The following is an 18,942-nucleotide window of genomic DNA, read 5'->3' on the forward strand; positions in this document are numbered from 1 at the left end:
AAAGTTAATCATCCTTGAGGCGTTCCAGCCCAAGGCGAGTATAGCGAAATTGCGCATCGCCCAAGCGAAAGGTAAGACTTGTTTCGGTTTGGCTAATGTCGCTTGGCTCTGCATCGGGCGACAAGCCTTTGGGTAGCAGATGGTAACGAATCGGCAACTCTTTGAGAGGCTGTCCAAATGGGCTGGGCAGCTCAAGGTTAAAATTAAGTATCCGGTCTTGTGCGCCAAGGCGTGTGGCAATTTGAACATCGTTGGGAAACTCTTGCTCACCAAAAGCCTGCTCAAAATCCAGCGCCTGCAAACGCGCAATGGTTTGACGTGCGCCGGTATCGCCTTCGACTTTCTGCCCCAATTTTTGCCAAGCTTCCCCTTTCGCGACTTGTACGCAGTCCAGCTTATCGGGGTGCGTCGCAGCCTCAACCAGATAACGGTTGTCGTCAGGAATTAGCACGGATGGCTTCTCGGCAAGCAATGCTCGCGTTGCTTCCAGCACACGCAAGTCGGTATAGACTCCTCCGCCATTGTGAAACATCCCCAAACCATGTTTTGATTTTGCCAGCAACGGTTCGAGGTCGTGCCGCGCTGGCGTTAACACCCATGCTTGTGCGGATTGAAATTTCTCAGGACGTTCAGTATCTGGGCGACGATGGCGATGCAAGCGTCCCACACGCTGCAACAAGACATCCATCGGGCACAAGTCAGTTATCAGCACGTCAGCGTCTATATCCAGGCTTTGTTCCAGTGTTTGTGTGCCAACCACAATGCACGCGCCAACAGGGCGATTTCTGCCTAGTTGCGCTTCAACCGCTTTATCCATCACGGGGCGATCTTGCCGACTGAATCGGCTGTGATGAAGCGTGGGAATTCCGTTCACCGTGAACAGCCATGCTTTATCCGGGATACCTTCTTCAATCGCCATGAGCGTGGCAATCGCCGTAGGCACGGTGTTGCGAATCACCAATACTTTTGCACCCAGCTTGGCGGCATCTATCGCCAGTGTTGCAATTTTATCTGGTGCGTCAATGATGTCGTGCGTTGTCCATGTCACACGTTTTGCATTGCCTGTTCCCTCAACGGCGCGCGTTTTATTTTGATCTGAAATCGCGGGGTAAGGTATGGCACAAGCCGCTTCAAAGGTCATGGGTTTTGCCTGTGGCCGCTTCACACCAGGTGCAAGCGCAAGGTAACGATTGCGGGCACTGGAGCCAAGCGTGGCAGACAACAACAATGCTTGACCGCCATTATTGATATGCGCTTTGAGCAAGTGCTCAAGCAGCACGGTCATATATGGATCAGAGGCATGGACTTCATCCACCACCAAAAAACTGCGCGCCAACATGGCATGGCGCATGTGGGCGTGTCGTACCTGCAAAGCGCCAAGCAAGGCTTGGTCTATCGTACCGACGGCAATCGGTGCGGCAAGGAAACGCTTGGCTGATTCGGCAGCCCAACGTTGGTGGGCTTTTGCATCGTCTGGGTGGTCTGACCACAGCACTTTAAAATTGGGCAACTGCGTAACATCCCCGCCATCTGCGTTCACATAACCGGGCAAGGCTCGAATGGTGAGCGGCGGATTTTCCGGCCATAGATTTTTGATGGCAGCTTGAACACGGTCATAAACCTGCGAAGCGGCCACACGCGTTGGCAAAGCGAAATACAAGCTGTCCACCAAACAAGCACGGAACAAATGTACAAATCGCCATAACGCGGCCTCTGTTTTGCCACTGCCCGTTTCAGATTCAAGTATCACCAACGGCCCGAGATCGCCATCACTCATCTCGTCTTGAATCGGATGGGGCTTGAGAATGCCGAAGGTGGCGGCGAAATTGGGCGCGCAAGCATTCAGCTTGCTGCGCCAATTATCTGCATCAAGGCCAATGACAGCGATTGCCTTGCGCGCTCTTTCCTTGGCGGTGACGGCTCTATCCTCGCCTTTTTCAGAGAACGGGAAAAAGTTCGTATCCGATCCCAGCCAGTCGGCCAGTTGCACCAGTCCCGCGAACAGATGAGCAAACGCGTGTGCGTTAGGCAATGGCTCGCCACCTGATTCAAAAGCTTGGGGAAAAATTGCTTCAGCACGTTTGCCAATTTCTGTTAGTACGTCGGCGGGTGCGTAAGTGCCTGCCACTGCCTTCCAGATGTTTCTGTTCCAATCGCCAGGGTTGTCTTTTTTGATCGGACGCCCGTGGTGGCTGATACTTGCAATCAGAAGAGGTTCACCAGCATCACCCCATGCACAAATTTTTTCAATTAACGGAGCAATTGATTTTTGTGCGTCAGTTTCAAACAGTCTGATGGCCTCGATCCCATGTCCCGCATGAAGAGGCCAACCTTTGGGAATATCCTGTGAATTTTTCCAGCGTTTGGCTTGGAATCCGCTATTTGCTTTGCCAATATCGTGTAAGAAAACCAGCACCGATAGGCGCGCAATATCACGTTCATCCAACTCTCTGCCCGCAGCTTCTTTCATCGCTCGACGAATTGAGTGACAAGTGCTTAAACATTCAAAGCAAGCAGCCACATCAATCATGTGATCTACCAACGGATGCCAGCGGATAGCCACGCCAAGATTGTCTCGTTCGAGCTTTCCAAAAGCGCGCTGATGCATTGCCACCATTAAAATATCCATCTCAAGACACCATATTCACAACAGCCAATACAATTCCCCCGAGCATGCATCCAAAAAATACCAGCCGGTCTGGGTCAATTTTGATTTCTTTCCACATGGGTTTCTCCTTGTTGAATTAATTTGGATGTGCCCATGATAATGGGGGTAGTAGCTCATAGCGTGAGCTACTGAAATAAATTTCAGGTTTTATATTGCGCCAAAGCAGATTCAAGCAATTTGCTGACACTACCTCTCAGTGCCTTAGGTGTGATTACTTCTACTTCAGTACCGTGCTTGAGTATGTCCATCAATAGTTCGCGGTCATCGGAATAGGGGACTTCCAAGCAATAATATCCCTCTTTATCAAAACGAGATTTTTGCTCGGGATGCCATTGTTCAGTGGAAACCCATCGTGCCCGTTCTGGGGTAAATCTGAGTTTTGCCCAAGCCACCTTCGTGCCTGAGAATATGCCGTAGCCCTTTTTGAAATAATTTTGGAGTTCAGGTTGCGGCAATTCAATTGCGGGTGCCGCTATCAATTCCGCATGACGGATGGCATCAATGGAAAAACTGCGGATTCCTTCTCTCAGATGGCACCATGCGTCGACGTACCAGTTATCGCGATAGAACAGAAGTTGCTGGGGTGAAATAATGCGGGTGTTTTCTTGCCCGTTCTGGCGATTGAAGTGAGTGATCCGCAATTGTTTGCGTTGCAACGTTGCCGTGGCGATAGTCTCAAAACATTGGAGGGGCAGGGTGCGTCTGGTGGCGTGCTCCAACTTGATACGCATCTCGATTTCTTCAACACTATGATCAGCACTGCCCAGCAAGGCTTTAAGACGGGTTTGCAATGGTGCGATATGGCTGCTTAACAAACCATTGCCAAGATTGGCGAGCAAGTGTTGCATCGTCAAGAGGGCATGTACTTCTGAGGCAGTGAACCACAATCCAGGTAAGGTGGAGGATCTGTCATTGGGATTGGTTGATACATACCGATACCCTCTGGCGTCTCGATCCCACTCGATGGGCATATTCATTCGGTTACGCAGATACTCCAGATCACGCTTAAATGTAGCCAGCGAAATTCCAAGTACTTCGAGAAAGATGGAAATTGGTACGATCCGACGTGAAATCAGTAGTTGCTCAATTTTGTAAAAACGTTCTGTCCGATTCATAGACTGTTCACATAAGGTGGGCTGTGACGGGATGGTAGTTCATCTAGTGTCAATCCTAAGGTGCTTCAGGCGGATACCTGAATTGGAAAATGCTATGCCTATAAGCATAAAAGTCGTGATGATAACAAGGATTAGTATGGTGAAAGCCCAAGTGCTACGCTATACACTGTTATACAAATTTATGTTCCAACCTCAATAGGGCTGGAATTGAGTACGAAAAATTGAATCAGCTGTTTTTAGACGAATTGTCAGAATTTTTAGAGATATTCATGTAATGAGAAACGATGACGATTTTATGCGCGTCGCTCTGGCGCTGGCGAGGCAAGCCGAACTATCTGGAGAGGTTCCGGTGGGTGCTATTGTAGTGAAGGATGGCGCTATCATAGGGCGCGGAAGTAATGCGCCGATCATTCGCCAGGATCCTTCCGCGCATGCCGAGTTGCTGGCCATGCGTGAAGCGGCCCAATATATGGGCAATTATCGCCTGGTTGGCTGTGAATTATTCGTTACGCTGGAACCTTGCGTGATGTGTGTCGGCGCCATATTCCATGCACGCATTGCACGTGTAGTGTTTGGGGCAAGTGATTTTAAGACCGGTGCGTGTGGCAGTGTACTTAATTTGTTCGCTGAGCAGCGTTTGAATCATCATGCTGAAATAACTGCCGGAGTGCTTGCTGAAGAATGCGGGCAAGTATTGAGTAATTTTTTTGCTGCGCGCCGCGCGCAAAAACAAGCAAGTGGTTCCGTGAAGTAACTATTTTTAAAGGAAAAAGGAGTCGATTTTTCAAACTCAATGTTCGCTCCCTCTTTATTTTCCTACTCAATTTAATCTTTATCATCCATTTACGTAAAATTAATAAATAAAGTGCGGTACCGCACAGATAATTAATCACGATTCAACTATTCTGTAATCACTCCCGCTTCTTGCTAGTGAGTGCAGATAATTTCCCCAATAATTATTTGTAACTCGAAGTCTCCCCTGACACGCATTAAGCGGAGAGTATTTTTAAATTTCTGCTTCCGCTCTCTTCATTTTGATAGATAGCGGATTTTTTTGTGTCTTAATAATAATTTTTTTGGAATACCTGAACTCATTGCTTGTTTTTGGGGCTTAAATCAATGGCTTTGGTAGCTGGAAGCATGAAGTGATAGCCGTAAGATAATTCGCTTACGATAAATGTTATTAATTTTAATTGGAGCAACTAAAAAATGCTTTCTTCAGATACAAGCCGCATGATAGAAATGCTGAACAAGAGTCTAAAAGTGAACGTAGGATTGATCAGTTTCTGGGAATAAGCACTACGTTTATTATGATCCTGGCAAGTATGTTTATGTTGTTTGTAGTAGTGGCAACAACAACCGATTGGCTACCATGGAAAATAGACGTGGCTCACTTGCTGGAATACTGAAATGGTTTAAGCTGGGGCCATAAAAATTATGGCCTGGTATTGGATCAAAAACGTTGGGAAAATATACCTGAAAGAATACTAAAAGTTAAAACGGCGCGAAAGGTCAAGCGTTAACGCGAGTCTGTTCGCCCAGCTACTTTTTGTTTTGTTGCATCTTTATTATTTCTAATAACCCAGCTCCAATGACTGCTCGAATTATGTCTTGCTTTTATCGACACTTTTTTTCATTTTCTCCTGTTATTCAGTTGGCGGATCATCATCTGGATTCCACGGAGAAGGGTCTGGATCGTAAGGCGGTGGATCGTTAATGGGATGTGGTTTTGGGTGTATGTGTGGCTCTGGGGGTATTCTAGGTTCTTGACCGGGGTGAGGATTTGGGAAGTTTTGTGACATTATTTACTCGCTATAGACGAATATCAAACCCCATCTATTGATGGGGTCTAGGTTATTGTTTCAATGATGGCTCCGTTTATTTCCTTTTAGCTGACCGCGTATTTCTCCGTCCTTATTGGCTACGCTATGAACGTTTAGGTAGAGTTCTCCAGCTTTGTAATTAGCATATTGCCCGTCTGTTAACGATGTGCCAGATGGAATTTCCCAAACGTTGGTAGACGTTTTCTTAAGGGTGATGATAACCGGCCCATTTTTTCCTGCCGGAGCTTGATGAACATGAGCCGCTGTACCATCGATCCCCGTAGTTGTTATCGATCCACGAATTGATTTGTCACCCGCTACTTCTATTTTCCCTACACCGGACGCGGAAGTGCTTACAGTTGGTACTTCTTCGTCGCCACTCAGGGTTACATTCATTGCATCAGCAGATGCAATACCAATGCCACCAATCAAAACGCTGACTGCTAAAGTACCGATATAAAAAACGGATCGTGTTTTGTTAAGAATAATATTCATTAGATTACCTCTATTAAGATTAAACAAATTACCAATTTATGATGAGAATGAAGATTCAATCTTTCTGAGCATCATTTCGAGATGGATTATGATTCTCACTTAATAGGAAATCTGTGCGGTAGGGCACTTATAGGGTCCAAATATGGCTTATTAGGTAAAGTTTATCGCCGTTCTAATTTTTATGGACTGAACCGATTTTTGCGGACTGATGTTTGAAATAATGTTTCAAGTATTTTATAAATTTAGTTAAATTTGATATTCTTAAAACATCACAAACTGATTCGTTCACAGTCGTGTAAGGTTATATTATAAAAATTAAAATTCATATCACCACGCAGACGCTTGAGTTACTCGATGATGCAGGCATGCTGTTGCATCGTTACCTAGTTTCTACAGCTGCTAATGGAGTGGGAGAGAAATTCGGCAGCTACTGCACGCCGCGTGGCAAGCACAGCATTCGCGCTAAAATCGGCGCAAGCCAGCCGCTCAATACTGTGTTTGTCAGACGTCGTCCCACCGGCGAAATCTATACGCCGGAACTGGGGGCGCAGTATCCGGGTCGGGATTGGATACTGACGCGCATATTATGGTTGTCTGGCAGTGAGGTTGGTTTCAACCGCTTAGGTGCCTGCGACACCATGCGTCGCTATATTTATATACATGGTACGCCGGATAGTACTAAGCTCAGCGAACCTGGCTCCAAGGGCTGTGTGCGTATGCGCAATGCTGACCTTCTGGAACTGTTCGATCTCGTTCCGGTAAATACCGAAGTTTATATTGCCATCTGATCTACAGTGTATATCGGGTTGTTTGATGGGGAGCGAATGTTATAAGCAATTTTTTTAGCGTACATCTGCTTTCTTGGGATAACGGTCAACTTTTATTACGCGCGGTACGCGAAACTGTATTCATGCGTGAACAGGGCGTGTCTTCCGAGATGGAATGGGACGGGCTAGATGAAGCCTGCCACCATGCAGTGGCATTAAGTGCTACGGGTGATGCAATTGGTTGCGGACGCATTTCTCCTGAGGGCTATATTGGACGTATAGCCGTGTTGTCAGAATGGCGTGGCAAAAGGGTTGGCAGTTCACTACTGGAGTTGTTGCTTGATTATGCGCGCAGCCAGCACTATGCTCAGGTGGAACTAGGTGCTCAGATACAGGCTGTGCCATTCTACTTGCGTTTTAACTTTGCGGAAGTTGGTGAAATTTTTATGGACGCCAACATACCGCACATCAAGATGCAGTTACGCTTAAAAAATTGCTAACACCAGCCTGTCGTTCTGTGAATGTAGGGGCGTACTTTATTGAGTAACCCAGGGACAGTTTTGTTCCATTGAGAGTTCCTTCACAGGATGAACTCTCAAAAAAATACTGTCCGATTTTTTTGCTACATTCTTACTCGATTTTTAGTAGATTGGATAAGGCAATTTCATGAATCGTAGCGGCGCACCTTGCAGAGATTTCCAGTGCACAGTTTGGTCTTTGTGGCTGCTAATCTGCACCACTACCAGCATGTCATAACCGCTGTCCGGAGCGGATGATGCGTTGACTACCATGCCACTGGCCTGACCTTCCATATCCGCGCTGTAGAGCTCGTCACCCGGTAGAGGAGGGGTATCGCTTTCGATATGCGCCAGATACATGCGTCGCTTGAGTTTGCCGAGGTATTGCATCCGCGCCACAATTTCTTGGCCCGGGTAGCACCCCTTTTTAAAGTTCACGCCACCGATCAGTTCCATGTTGGCCATTTGGGGCACGAATTGCTCTTGGGTAGCTGGCATAATGACAGGAATACCATCACGGATTGTGAGCCAGTCCCAACAGGGTGATCCAACTGGACGCCCAGCGACGATGAGTTTTTGCCATAGGGCTAATGCGTGCTCGGTAGTTGTGTTGATTTGAAAGCGCTGTTCACCGAGACGAATGACGCCAGTATCATTGTGTTCAGATATCCGATTGCCTACTTCTTCCGCTCCCCAAGGTTCCACCGGAACCGAGCCTAAGTATTCCTTTAGTTGTTCCTCTGAACCCTCCCCTGCCCAACCAAAACTGATCTGTTGATCGGTCACATCCTCAATTTTTACTTTGGAGCGCAGGATATATTTGGATAGACGTTGCTGGATGTCAGCACACAAACTGAGCGGCAGTTGGAGGAAAAAAGCCTTGTCTGCGTCATCAAGTACTCCTTTGCGCCAGATAAGGAAGCTTGCCAGCATGCGTCCTTTTGGGCTGTTCAGGCTGCTGAATTGGGCATGCCATGGCGTGACTTCACGCACATCACTGCTAAGCAGGTTTTGCAGAAAGGTTTCCGCATCCTCGCCAGAAACCTTGAGTACGCCTAGCTGGCTTAAAAAACACAGTACCATGCCATTTTGTGCAGCAGCCAGTTCGCCTTGCCCAGCACCGAAATACTGCACGATGCCATCTTGTATTTCTGCTCCTTGTTCCCGCAAATAATCTTGCCAAATCGAATTCATCTTGCTGCCCATTCATAAGTTTAAAGGTGATTGCAACTTTACCACGGATAGCGGTATTTCGGATAAACTCTCGCGCCATGAAATACTTACATTACTTACCGCTGTTCCTGATGCTCGCGGCCTGTGACGGCGGTTTGTGGAATAATCCCTACCCGGTCAGCGATAAGGGCAAGTCGATTTATTATTCTGCTTTTACCGAACGGCCTAAACATCTCGATCCGGCGTCAGCATATAGCGAGAATGAATATATATTCCTTGCGCAGATCTATCAACCGCCGCTGCAATATCATTTCCTGAAACGCCCATACACGCTGGTGCCGCAGGCAGCCAGTGAAATGCCGGCAGTGAGTTATCTGGACAAAAATAACCAGCTGTTACCAGATGATGCGCCTGCCGATAAGGTGGCGTTCAGTGTTTACGAAATTCATTTGCGTACTGGTTTAAATTACCAGCCACATCCGGCTTTTGCACGCGATGCCAAAGGTGAATTGGAATATCATGCGCTTACAAGCAATGATTTACGTAATATTCATGCACTGAATGATTTCCCGCATAGCGGTACGCGTGAAGTGAAAGCGGCGGACTATGTCTATCAGATTAAACGGCTAGCCCACCCGACCATACATTCGCCCATTGCTGGACTCATGGTGGATTACATCGTCGGTCTTAAAGAGTACATCTCAACTTTGCAGCTAGCTAAAAAAAAGAGCCCCAATACTTTCCTTGATCTCCGTGACTATCCGCTGGAAGGTGTGCAGATAGTGGACGACCGCACCTACCGTATCAAAATTTACGGTAAATATCCGCAGTTTGCATATTGGTTGGCGATGACATTTTTTTCACCCATGCCAGTGGAGGCCGAGCGCTTTTATGAGCAGGATGGAATGTCCGAACGCAACCTGGTTCTGGATTGGTGGCCGGTAGGTAGTGGGCCATATTATTTATCGGAAAATGATCCCAACCAGCGTATGGTTCTGACACGCAATCCCCATTTTTCCGGCGAAGTCTATCCGATGGAAGGTGAGGCGGGAGATAAAGAAGCCGGGCTGCTGGCTGACGCGGGTAAACCTCTGCCGCTAATCAGCAAAGTTGTGTTTAGTTTGGAGAAAGAGACCATTCCCTACTGGAATAAATTTCTGCAAGGTTATTACGATGCTGCAGGCATCAGTTCCGATAGCTTTGATCAAGCGGTCCAGGTGAATGTTGGCGGCGAGACTAACGTTACAGACGAGATGAAAGTACAAGGCATTAAGCTTTCTACCTCGGTAGCCACCTCCACTTCGTATATGGGTTTCAACTGGCTCGATCCGGTTGTGGGAGGGGCGAGTGAACGTGCGACCAAGTTGCGTCGTGCTATTTCTATCGCGGTGGATTTCGAGGAGTTTATCTCCATTTTTGCTAACGGCCGTGGTATTAGCGCGCAATCACCTATTCCACCTGGTATTTTCGGCTACCGCGAAGGCAAGGCAGGCATCAACCATTATGTGTATGACTGGGTCAATGGTGCACCTCAACGTAAATCAATTAATGAGGCGAAAAAGCTGCTGGCCGAAGCTGGTTACCCGGGTGGTTTGGATGAAAAAACAAAACAGCCGTTGATTATCTATCTTGATACGACCGCCACGGGCGTTGGCAGTAAATCGCGTCTGGACTGGCTACGCAAGCAACTCGATAAACTTAATTTACAACTGGTGGCGCGCAGCACTGACTACAACCGCTTCCAGGATAAGTTACGTAAAGGTGATACGCAGATGTTTTATTTCGGCTGGAACGCTGATTATCCCGATCCGGAGAATTTTTTATTTTTGCTGCACGGTGCGCAAGGCAAGGTCGTGAAGGGCGGTGAGAACGCCTCGAATTACAATAGCCCTGAATATGATCACCTGTTTGAGAAGATGAAAAACATGGAAAACGGCCCAGCGCGCCAGGAAATAATTGATGAAATGCTGGAAATTTTGCGCCGCGATTCGCCTTGGATATGGGGGCAACATCCTAAGGATTATGTATTGCGCCATGCTTGGCTGCATAACAGCAAGCCTAATAAAATGGCAAATAACAATGTTAAATATTTGCGCATAGACGCAGCACAGCGTGATGTACTGCGTAGTAGCTGGAATCAGCCTAAGCTATGGCCATTGTGGTTGATTGGTATCGCGCTTGCCTTACTGGGCTGGTGGTTGTGGCGTGTGTTACGGCAGCGAGAAGAGGCACGATGATTATATTTTTTGCCGGGACAATAAAACCTCCGGTTTGCCGAAGATAATTTCGGATTAAGTGTTAAAGTGCAAGGTGATTTTATAAAAATGCCTGATAAAGTTTTAGCTGTTTTGAGATTAACATGCAGGTGTGCGGCAACACCTTTTTTGCCGCAATTTTAAAGAAAGGAATAATTTTGAGTTATTTTGGAAAAACAACATTTAGAGTCGTGTCGATAGCAATTTTGGCTGTTGTGCCCGTGATTAGTTACGCTTATCCTGCCGACCCTGAGGAATGCAAGGCAGCTGAAGGAGTATGGATAGATTTTAAAACTACGCCTTCTGATGGCTGGTGCCGCGGCCCGAAAGCAACGCCTTCAGGCCCTATAATGGTCTGTGCCAAAGTTAAGGGAATTGAACAGAAAATTGGTTCGGAAATGGTATGCATCCCGCGTGATGTAGCAAGACAAAAATTGTTGTTGGAGCATGACGTTCCAGCTAAAGCTAATTAAGAATAAAGAAAAACGGAAGCTGGGCTGGACGATGCTGAATCAGCGCTGCACACTAAACAAACTGGCAAACCAGGTTGATTGAAACAGAGGCAGACGATCAAGGCGGTAGCCTGTAATTGAAAAAAGTACTTGAAATAAGTACTTGGAAAAAGGTCGGTCAAGCCTCTCGGTCGGTTTAGGATGATGAGAATGTGAATAGCGCCTTGCCTGTATTAAATAATACAGCAAGTTGTTAACTTAAAATTTGCAACTTATTTTCTTTGGCGAACATAGATACGTTTATGTATCGCCTTTTATTCATTATGGTGGGTAAGTGTACCCTACAGCTCTCTCTCAATGATCGCTTATCTTATTCGCCGCATTTTATATGCTATCCCGATTTTGATCGGTGTGAACCTGCTCACTTTTTCTCTTTTTTTCGTGGTGAACACGGCAGATGATATGGCGCGGATGCAATTAGGCATGAAGCGTGTTACGCCTGAAGCGATCGAAAAGTGGAAGCAGCAGCATGGTTATGACAAACCGCTGCTATTTAATGCCCATGCAGAGGGTGTAAGAAAAATCAGCGATACGATTTTTTTCCAGAAATCGGCCAGGATGTTTGCATTTGATTTTGGTTCATCCAACGACGGGCGTAATGTTGCGCGTGAAATCCAGACCCGCATGATGCCTAGCCTCGCCATCGCGCTACCCACTTTTCTTATTGGCCTACTCATTTACATTACGTTCGCGCTGTTGATGACATTGTTCAGAGCGACTGCGCTGGATATGCTGGGGGTGTCACTATGTGTTTTGCTGATGTCCATCTCCGGTCTGTTTTACATTATTGGCGGTCAGTTCGTAGCGAGTAAATTGTGGCACTGGGTGCCGATTTCTGGTTATGCGGGCGGTATGGACAGTATCAAGTTTGTGCTGCTGCCCGTGTTGATTGGCGTAATGGGTAGTGTCGGCGCCAGTAGCCGTTGGTATCGAACGATTTTTCTGGAAGAGATCGGTAAGGACTATGTGCGAACCGCTCGCGCCAAGGGCTTGTCGGAATTGCGCGTCTTATTCCAACACGTGCTGAAAAATGCAATGATCCCGATTTTAACCGGTGTGGTGGTGGTAATACCGCTGCTTTTCATGGGTAGTTTGCTGACCGAATCTTTCTTCGGTATCCCCGGTCTGGGTAGTTACACAATAGACGCAATCAATGCGCAGGACTTCGGCGTGGTGCGTGCCATGGTATTTCTTGGTTCGATGTTGTATATCGCTGGTTTAGTTTTGACAGATATCTCGTATACCATTGTTGACCCGCGAGTGAGGTTGCAATGACCTTTATAAATATATTTCCCGTTCGCAATGAGTCACTCGATAAGCTCAAATCGAGCTTAATGTGGGAAGCAAGCCGCCCATGTTTCAATTTTATTCTATGCTCAGAACGAGCGATTTTCAGAATTCAATGTCGGGGTAAGTAATATGCCCGTTATTCTTTGGACAGATGCGATGATCTACCTGCTGCTCGCAACGGTTCTTGCTGCGGCATTGTGGATACGAAAACGTCCTCATCTTGTTCTACCTTGGCAACGCGTGGCTAAGGGTAGTGTGGGCATGGTGTCGCTGCTGCTGTTATCGTTATTCGTGTTGGTGGGGTTGCTTGACACCATGCACTACCGCGCTGCGTTGCCGGAGAAGAGCAATGGTCAGACAGTTTATTCGGCTGAGGTGTTGAGTGTCTTCGATGCACTTGCCAAAGGCATAAAAAGTCGTACCGAGAAAACATATTCTGCGCCACTGGCGGCCTATCTGTATGCCAAGGAAAGTATGGAAACGTCGGAGGGCAAGATACTTCGAGATTATCCGCGCTTGCATTACGGTGGTGCCCATCTGGCTGATCCACAGCGCGAACTTCTGGGCGATGTGCTGAAACGTATAGGGATCGGTGCTTTAGAGGGGTTGCTAATCGGCGTGTTATTGATTGCAGCCAGCAATATGTTATTCCATTTTTTCGTTAAATTCAGGACAGTCTTGTCATCGACAGGACGGGAAATCAGTACAGGTAATGGGATATCCACCTTTACGAGAGCGATGAAAAACAGGCCTTTCAGAGCATTATTGATAACGGCTTTGTTAATAGCCATGTTGCTTGGCATAACTGTCAATCTGGCCGCGAGTTACCACGTGCTGGGTACTGACAAAGTGGGGCAGGATGTACTGTATCTCGCGCTGAAAAGTATTCGCACCGGGCTTGTGATCGGCACTGTTACCACGCTGGTGATGTTGCCGTTTGCATTGCTGCTGGGTATAGCGGCAGGATACTTGCGTGGGTGGGTGGATGATGTGATTCAGTATCTTTATACCGTACTAAGTTCTATCCCCAGCGTGTTGTTGATTGCGGCTGCGGTGTTAATGATGCAGGTTTATATTGAGATGCATCCCGAGTGGTTTGAAACTTCTGCTGCACGCGCAGATTTACGCTTATTGTTTTTGTGTCTGATTCTCGGTGTGACCAGTTGGACCGGACTATGTCGCCTGTTACGGGGCGAGACACTTAAGTTGCGAGAGTTGGAATACATCCAGGCGGCGCAGGCATTCGGCGTTTCATCTTCGCGTATCCTTACTCGTCACATCGTGCCAAACGTGATGCACATCGTACTGATTGCGGTGGTGATGGATTTCAGCAGCCTGGTACTGGCCGAGGCGGTGCTGTCCTATGTCGGTGTGGGGGTTGATCCTAGTACCATGAGCTTTGGCACGTTGATAAACTCCGCGCGCCTGGAGATGGGGCGAGAGCCGATGGTGTGGTGGACGCTGGCGGCTGCGTTCGGATTCATGCTGGTGCTGGTGCTGGCCGCCAATCTGTTTGCTGATGCGGTACGCGATGCATTTGATCCGCGCTTGAATCGGACGTAGGCAGCTGCATGAAATCTGACCTCTCTCTTAACCAGCTTCGCCCCCTTCCCAGCGCTCCCTCAGAAATTGGACGAGGGGAATTTATACTGAAGGTAGATGGTTTGGTGACGCGCCTGAACAATGGTGCGCGCATTGTGGACGACATATCGTTCAGTATTAAACAGGGCGAGACCTTTGCGCTGCTTGGTGAATCCGGCTGTGGCAAATCTATGACGGCATTATCACTAATGCGTTTGCTGCCGGATGGAATACGCGTCGCCAGCGGTGATATTAAACTTGACGAAGAAGATATTTTGGCGCTGCCAGAATATGCCATGCGCAAAGTGCGTGGTGGTCAGATGGCAATGATTTTTCAGGAGCCGGGGTTGAGTTTGAACCCAGTGATGACGGTCGGCGATCAGATTGCCGAGGTATTGACATTGCATCAGCAACTGCGCGGTAAAGAAGTTCGTTCGCGTTGTGTTGAATTGCTGGAGCAGGTAGGTATTTCCGATGCCCCTCGCCGTGCGTCTGAATATCCATTCCAGCTTTCCGGTGGCATGAAACAACGTGTGATGATTGCAATGGCGCTGGCCGGACAGCCAAAGTTGCTGATCGCAGACGAACCGACTACTGCTCTGGACGTGACCATACAAGCGCAGGTGCTTAAACTTCTGCGCGATACGCAGCAGAAAACCGGTATGGCGTTGTTGCTGATAACGCATGATCTGGGCGTAGTCGCTCAAATGGCACATCAGGTTGGGGTGATGTATGCCGGACAAATTATTGAGCAGGCATCGCGTGAGCAATTGTTCGCACGTCCCGCTCATCCCTATACCCAAAAACTATTTGCCGCATTGCCGGATGCTGGACGCACTGGACAACCCTTAGCGGCCATTCCGGGCAATGTCCCCCCATTGGGTGCGCCACTTGCAGCTTGTAGATTCGCTCCGCGCTGCGATAAAGCGTGGGCATTGTGTCACGAGCAGGTGCCGGAGTGGACGCAGCTGGAAAATGGCCAGGGGGTAAGATGCCATCTGTACACATCGCAGATGGGGAGTGAGAAATTAAACTTGAAAGCACCTCTCTCCCACGCTCCGCCTACCATAGGTGGGAAAGGGACTGGGGAAGAGGGGAGGGGCACTTCACTTTTGCAAGTTGAAAACCTGCAAGTCCACTTTCCCATCCGCAAAGGCATATTGCAGCGCACGGTAGGTCACGTTAAAGCGGTAGATGGGGTGTCAATGAACATTCCAGTGGGTCGTACGCTGGCGCTGGTAGGTGAATCCGGTTGCGGTAAAACCACGGTAGGCAAGGCGCTGCTGCAACTTATTACACCTACCGCAGGCAGCGTGCGTTTTGCGGGCCACGAACTCATTGGTATCAATGCGAGGCAATTGCGCAAACATCGTGCCGGGATGCAAATGATATTCCAGGACCCCTATGCATCTTTAAACCCCAAGATGCGTGTAGCGGAGATTTTACAGGAGGGCATGGATGCACTGTCTATCGCCAAAAATAGCGATGAGCGGCAACGCCGCATAGATGAATTGCTGGAACAAGTTGGGCTGGAGAAAGCTTCCAAGTGGCGATATCCGCATGAGTTTTCCGGTGGGCAGCGGCAGCGTATTGCTATCGCCCGGGTGCTGGCAGTTAATCCGAATCTGCTGATTTGCGACGAACCGACCAGCGCGCTGGATGTTTCGGTGCAGGCGCAAATTTTAAATTTGCTTAAATCACTGCAGCAGCAATTAAGATTAAGCTACCTGTTTATTTCGCACAATCTGGCGGTGGTGGAATATCTCGCGCACGAGGTATACGTAATGTATTTGGGACGTATCGTCGAGCGCGGCACGGTAGAGGAAGTATTGCATGACCCTAAACATCCTTATACTCAGGCCTTACTGTCTGCAGTACCGAGAATAGATGGTCAGGGTATGAAAATTGTTCGTCTGCCTGGGGAAACACCCTCTCCCTCCCATCCGCCGCAGGGCTGCCACTTTCACACACGTTGCGCACAAGCCATGGCGGAATGTTGCGAAGTTTATCCAAGTGAAACCATAATTAGCGTCACGCACCGCGTACATTGTTATCTTGCGGCGAAGTAAAGTTATGTAATTTGCACTACCATAAGCATGATGCCTATACTGAATTGTCAAAAAATAGAGGTAAAGCGTAAAGTAAGAAAAGCTTAAGGATATTGAGCTATGCGTTGCGTCGTGTACATAAACTTCTTCGTCCTTTTGCTGGCCATGCCAAGTTTGCCGCGGTTCTTATCGGCACGGGATAGGTGAGGTGTTTTGTCGAGTTTTACGATGAAGATGTGTTGACCTGGATTGAGTGTTTTTATGTTGTTATTCCAGTCTTGCAGCTTTTCCACACTTACTTTGTAGAGGCGAGAAATGGTACTCAACGTGTCACCTTTACGCACCGTGTATCTAACAGTGTTCCCAAGTAACTGATTGGTAAGGGCAGGGTGTATATTAAATGCCTCGAATTCATTTTCTGTATTCTTACCATTAAGTGGTACCAGTAGCATCTGCCCGGTACTCACCTTGATTTGCGTTGGCAGGCCGTTGATGGATCGAAGTGTCTCTGGTGACAGGCCGAAGCGTGTTGCGAGTCCGTTTAAGTGCTCGCCTTTCCTGCTCTTGTAAGCCTGCCATGATACGAGTGGCAGGCTGTTGCTTGCCAGATTGGCCCGAAAGGTTTCCACCTTGTCCACGGGCAGCAATAGCACCTCGGAATTTTCTTGCAGGATAACCGGACGGTTGTGCGCGGGATTCAACGCGCGAAATTCATCCAGTGTAACGCCCGCCAACCCTGCGGCAAGCTCCATGTCAATATTTTTTGACGTACTGACAGCAACGAAATACGGTTGATCCGGAACGGGATGTAACACCAGGCCAAAGCTGGCTGGATTACTGATAATATTTTTTATTGCTTGCAGTTTCGGGACATAATTCCTTGTTTCTGATGGCATTTTCAGGCTGGCGTAATCCGCGGGCAGGCCTAGTTTGCGGTTATGTGCGAGCGCTCGCTGTACTGCGCCTTCGCCCCAGTTGTAAGCGGCAAGTGCCAATTCCCAATCGCCGAACATGCCATGCAGTTTTTGCAGGTAGTCAAGCGCGCCAAGGGTCGCACTGATGATATTGCGTCGCCCGTCATACCACCAGTTCTGCTGCATGCCAAAATGTTTGCCAGTAGATGGAATGAACTGCCAGATGCCAGAGGCGCTAGCGGTGGAATAGCCTCCTGGATTAAACGCGCTTTCGATCATGGGTAGCAGTGCGATTTCCGATGGCATTCCGCGCCGCTCAACTTCTTCCACAATAAAGTGGAGATAGCGCTGCCCGCGCTCGGTCATTCGTTGCATATAGTCCGGACGTTTTGCGTACCATTGCTCGTGGCTTGCCACCAGCGGGCTATTCAATTGGCGCAACGCGTAACCATTACGAATGCGTTGCCATAAGTCGTTTTGCGAAAGGTTAAGGTTAGAGTCGACGGTAAGTATCAGATCCGGGTCATCGGAAGCCGTGGGTGGTTGTGGTATGGCATCTTCTTGTAAGTCATCGAGCGGGCTATTCAAAAAAACTTTTTCCTCCGCATGGACCGCAGACATTGCGGAGAGCGCAATGCAAGCGGAAAAAACGAATAAGTAAAGTTTGTTTAACTGCACGGGTGGTGACCTATATAAATAAAACTATGTCGATGCAGCCGAGTGTGGAAGGGAGATTCAAGTATTTGTCGAACCAGTTTTTAACGGCAGCATCAAGGAGCAAGGGAATTTATGGGATTGCTATTCGCACGAATTGGTTATATTTGAAGCTTGTTCCCTTGCTTTAATAAACGCTTGTTCGGCTAACATTATATCGCGGCTTTGTGGTGTTTCCAGGCTGATGCGTCCAAGTGCTCCAGTGCGGTAATCCTGTAGCAGCATGAGAGCAGCTTTTTCCAGGTCTGGAACACCGCCTTTGAGCAGATAACCGCGCCGCTTTGCGACTGCTGCGACAATGCCCACCCCATCCAGACCTTCAACGGAGAATCCATAACGGTTTGCAAGCAGTTTGGGGTAGGATCCCAGTAGAATGTCGCCCAGAAAACTGGCTACTTCCTCGTCTATTATGGCATTTCGTCCTACCGCGTGGCTTGCGGCCAGCATGAAGCCGTCGCTGTCATACTCAATCTTGGGCCACATTAGCCCCGGCGTATCGATCAGCGTCATCCGTTCATTCAGGTCAAATCCCTGTTGATTTTTGGTCACCGCCGGCTCGTCTCCTACAGCTGCCACCCGACGCTTCAGCAGCGCATTTATTAGTGTGGATTTCCCTACATTGGGAATGCCCATGATCATCATGCGCAATGGCTTAAGCCTGTTATCACGATGGGGGGCAAGCATCTCGCACAAACCCGGAACTTTTGCGACATCGCCCGGTTTTTTGCAGGATAGCGCTACGGCCTTAATTCCTTTTTGCTCATTGTAGAAGTTCAGCCAAGCTGTAGTGACAGCAGGATCCGCCAGATCGGCTTTATTAAGAATTTTCAGACAGGGCCTTTGCCGATGCAAGCGCAGCTCTTTAATGACAGGATTGCTGCCTGCTTCCGGCACGCGTGCATCCAGCACTTCTATTATCATATCGATGCGCTCCATGGTTTCGGCTGCCTTTTTGCGCGCCGCAACCATGTGACCGGGAAACCACTGAATGGACATTCGTAATCAACTATCTATCTAAAGGTGTATTTTACTCTTCGTTGACTGATACGTCATGTTGTCGTTACTTTAG

14 protein-coding genes are annotated in these 18,942 nt (G+C 48.2%); 8 read left to right on the top strand and 6 right to left on the bottom strand.

Annotation, left to right across the window (positions count from 1 at the left end):
* Positions 1-4 precede the first annotated feature (4 nt).
* Entirely contained in the window at positions 5-2,629 is a 2,625-nt protein-coding gene (cas3, locus tag MKZ32_RS05365; protein WP_239796318.1) for a CRISPR-associated helicase Cas3', read from the bottom strand.
* A 179-nt stretch (positions 2,630-2,808) separates the two neighbouring features.
* Positions 2,809-3,783, bottom strand: coding sequence for a helix-turn-helix transcriptional regulator (locus MKZ32_RS05370; RefSeq protein WP_239796319.1), 975 nt, complete (start codon positions 3,781-3,783; stop codon positions 2,809-2,811).
* A gap of 274 nt (positions 3,784-4,057) precedes the next feature.
* On the opposite strand from MKZ32_RS05370, the gene tadA reads away from it, so the two are divergent.
* Positions 4,058-4,537, top strand: a complete 480-nt coding sequence (gene tadA, locus MKZ32_RS05375; protein ID WP_239796320.1) for a tRNA adenosine(34) deaminase TadA — start codon at positions 4,058-4,060, stop codon at positions 4,535-4,537.
* 1,108 nt (positions 4,538-5,645) lie between these two features.
* Here the strand turns inward: tadA and MKZ32_RS05380 are convergent.
* Positions 5,646-6,101, bottom strand: a complete 456-nt coding sequence (locus tag MKZ32_RS05380; protein ID WP_239796321.1) for a CHRD domain-containing protein — start codon at positions 6,099-6,101, stop codon at positions 5,646-5,648.
* A gap of 308 nt (positions 6,102-6,409) precedes the next feature.
* On the opposite strand from MKZ32_RS05380, the gene MKZ32_RS05385 reads away from it, so the two are divergent.
* Together MKZ32_RS05385 and MKZ32_RS05390 are read left to right on the top strand one after the other, a co-directional pair.
* The gene (locus MKZ32_RS05385; RefSeq protein ID WP_239798103.1) at positions 6,410-6,889 is read left to right on the top strand and encodes a L,D-transpeptidase; all 480 of its coding nucleotides are present in this window, start codon (positions 6,410-6,412) and stop codon (positions 6,887-6,889) included.
* 122 nt (positions 6,890-7,011) lie between these two features.
* On the top strand, positions 7,012-7,368 hold the full coding sequence (locus tag MKZ32_RS05390; RefSeq protein WP_239796322.1) for a GNAT family N-acetyltransferase: 357 nt from the start codon (positions 7,012-7,014) through the stop codon (positions 7,366-7,368).
* 141 nt (positions 7,369-7,509) lie between these two features.
* On the opposite strand, the gene ygfZ is transcribed toward MKZ32_RS05390, so the two are convergent.
* Entirely contained in the window at positions 7,510-8,580 is a 1,071-nt protein-coding gene (ygfZ, locus tag MKZ32_RS05395) for a CAF17-like 4Fe-4S cluster assembly/insertion protein YgfZ (protein WP_239796323.1), read from the bottom strand.
* Positions 8,581-8,657: 77 nt separating this feature from the next.
* Between ygfZ and MKZ32_RS05400 the strand changes: the two genes are divergently transcribed.
* The 5 genes from MKZ32_RS05400 to MKZ32_RS05420 all read left to right on the top strand — a co-directional run bounded on the left by MKZ32_RS05400 (position 8,658) and on the right by MKZ32_RS05420 (position 16,266).
* The gene (locus MKZ32_RS05400) at positions 8,658-10,796 is read left to right on the top strand and encodes an ABC transporter substrate-binding protein (RefSeq protein ID WP_239796324.1); all 2,139 of its coding nucleotides are present in this window, start codon (positions 8,658-8,660) and stop codon (positions 10,794-10,796) included.
* A 122-nt stretch (positions 10,797-10,918) separates the two neighbouring features.
* The gene (locus MKZ32_RS05405) at positions 10,919-11,287 is read left to right on the top strand and encodes a hypothetical protein (protein WP_239796325.1); all 369 of its coding nucleotides are present in this window, start codon (positions 10,919-10,921) and stop codon (positions 11,285-11,287) included.
* A gap of 336 nt (positions 11,288-11,623) precedes the next feature.
* Positions 11,624-12,601 (top strand): ABC transporter permease, encoded by a 978-nt coding sequence (locus MKZ32_RS05410; protein WP_239796326.1) that lies wholly within the window; start codon positions 11,624-11,626, stop codon positions 12,599-12,601.
* Positions 12,602-12,745: 144 nt separating this feature from the next.
* Complete coding sequence (locus MKZ32_RS05415) at positions 12,746-14,179, top strand: ABC transporter permease (RefSeq protein WP_239796327.1); 1,434 nt, start codon at positions 12,746-12,748, stop codon at positions 14,177-14,179.
* Between the two features lie 8 nt (positions 14,180-14,187).
* The gene (locus MKZ32_RS05420) at positions 14,188-16,266 is read left to right on the top strand and encodes an ABC transporter ATP-binding protein (protein ID WP_239796328.1); all 2,079 of its coding nucleotides are present in this window, start codon (positions 14,188-14,190) and stop codon (positions 16,264-16,266) included.
* An 83-nt stretch (positions 16,267-16,349) separates the two neighbouring features.
* On the opposite strand, the gene MKZ32_RS05425 is transcribed toward MKZ32_RS05420, so the two are convergent.
* Both MKZ32_RS05425 and ylqF read right to left on the bottom strand, forming a co-directional pair.
* Complete coding sequence (locus tag MKZ32_RS05425; protein WP_239796329.1) at positions 16,350-17,747, bottom strand: transglycosylase SLT domain-containing protein; 1,398 nt, start codon at positions 17,745-17,747, stop codon at positions 16,350-16,352.
* Positions 17,748-17,957: 210 nt separating this feature from the next.
* Positions 17,958-18,869 carry a ribosome biogenesis GTPase YlqF gene (gene ylqF, locus MKZ32_RS05430; RefSeq protein WP_239796330.1) on the bottom strand — a complete coding sequence of 304 codons (912 nt, stop codon included), beginning with the start codon at positions 18,867-18,869 and terminating at the stop codon, positions 17,958-17,960.
* Between the last annotated feature and the right edge of the window lie 73 nt (positions 18,870-18,942).

This window comes from Candidatus Nitrotoga arctica (genome assembly GCF_918378365.1).
In the GTDB taxonomy this organism is placed as follows: domain Bacteria; phylum Pseudomonadota; class Gammaproteobacteria; order Burkholderiales; family Gallionellaceae; genus Nitrotoga; species Nitrotoga arctica.

Excerpts from the sequence above, each read along its gene's own strand:
- cas3 (WP_239796318.1), bottom strand. The coding sequence starts at position 2,629 with ATGGATATTTTAATGGTGGCAATGCATCAGCGCGCTTTTGGAAAGCTC.
- MKZ32_RS05370 (WP_239796319.1), bottom strand. The coding sequence starts at position 3,783 with ATGAATCGGACAGAACGTTTTTACAAAATTGAGCAACTACTGATTTCA.
- tadA (WP_239796320.1), top strand. The coding sequence starts at position 4,058 with ATGAGAAACGATGACGATTTTATGCGCGTCGCTCTGGCGCTGGCGAGG.
- MKZ32_RS05380 (WP_239796321.1), bottom strand. The coding sequence starts at position 6,101 with ATGAATATTATTCTTAACAAAACACGATCCGTTTTTTATATCGGTACT.
- MKZ32_RS05390 (WP_239796322.1), top strand. The coding sequence starts at position 7,012 with ATGCGTGAACAGGGCGTGTCTTCCGAGATGGAATGGGACGGGCTAGAT.
- ygfZ (WP_239796323.1), bottom strand. The coding sequence starts at position 8,580 with ATGAATTCGATTTGGCAAGATTATTTGCGGGAACAAGGAGCAGAAATA.
- MKZ32_RS05400 (WP_239796324.1), top strand. The coding sequence starts at position 8,658 with ATGAAATACTTACATTACTTACCGCTGTTCCTGATGCTCGCGGCCTGT.
- MKZ32_RS05405 (WP_239796325.1), top strand. The coding sequence starts at position 10,919 with ATGCAGGTGTGCGGCAACACCTTTTTTGCCGCAATTTTAAAGAAAGGA.
- MKZ32_RS05410 (WP_239796326.1), top strand. The coding sequence starts at position 11,624 with ATGATCGCTTATCTTATTCGCCGCATTTTATATGCTATCCCGATTTTG.
- MKZ32_RS05415 (WP_239796327.1), top strand. The coding sequence starts at position 12,746 with ATGCCCGTTATTCTTTGGACAGATGCGATGATCTACCTGCTGCTCGCA.
- MKZ32_RS05420 (WP_239796328.1), top strand. The coding sequence starts at position 14,188 with ATGAAATCTGACCTCTCTCTTAACCAGCTTCGCCCCCTTCCCAGCGCT.
- ylqF (WP_239796330.1), bottom strand. The coding sequence starts at position 18,869 with ATGTCCATTCAGTGGTTTCCCGGTCACATGGTTGCGGCGCGCAAAAAG.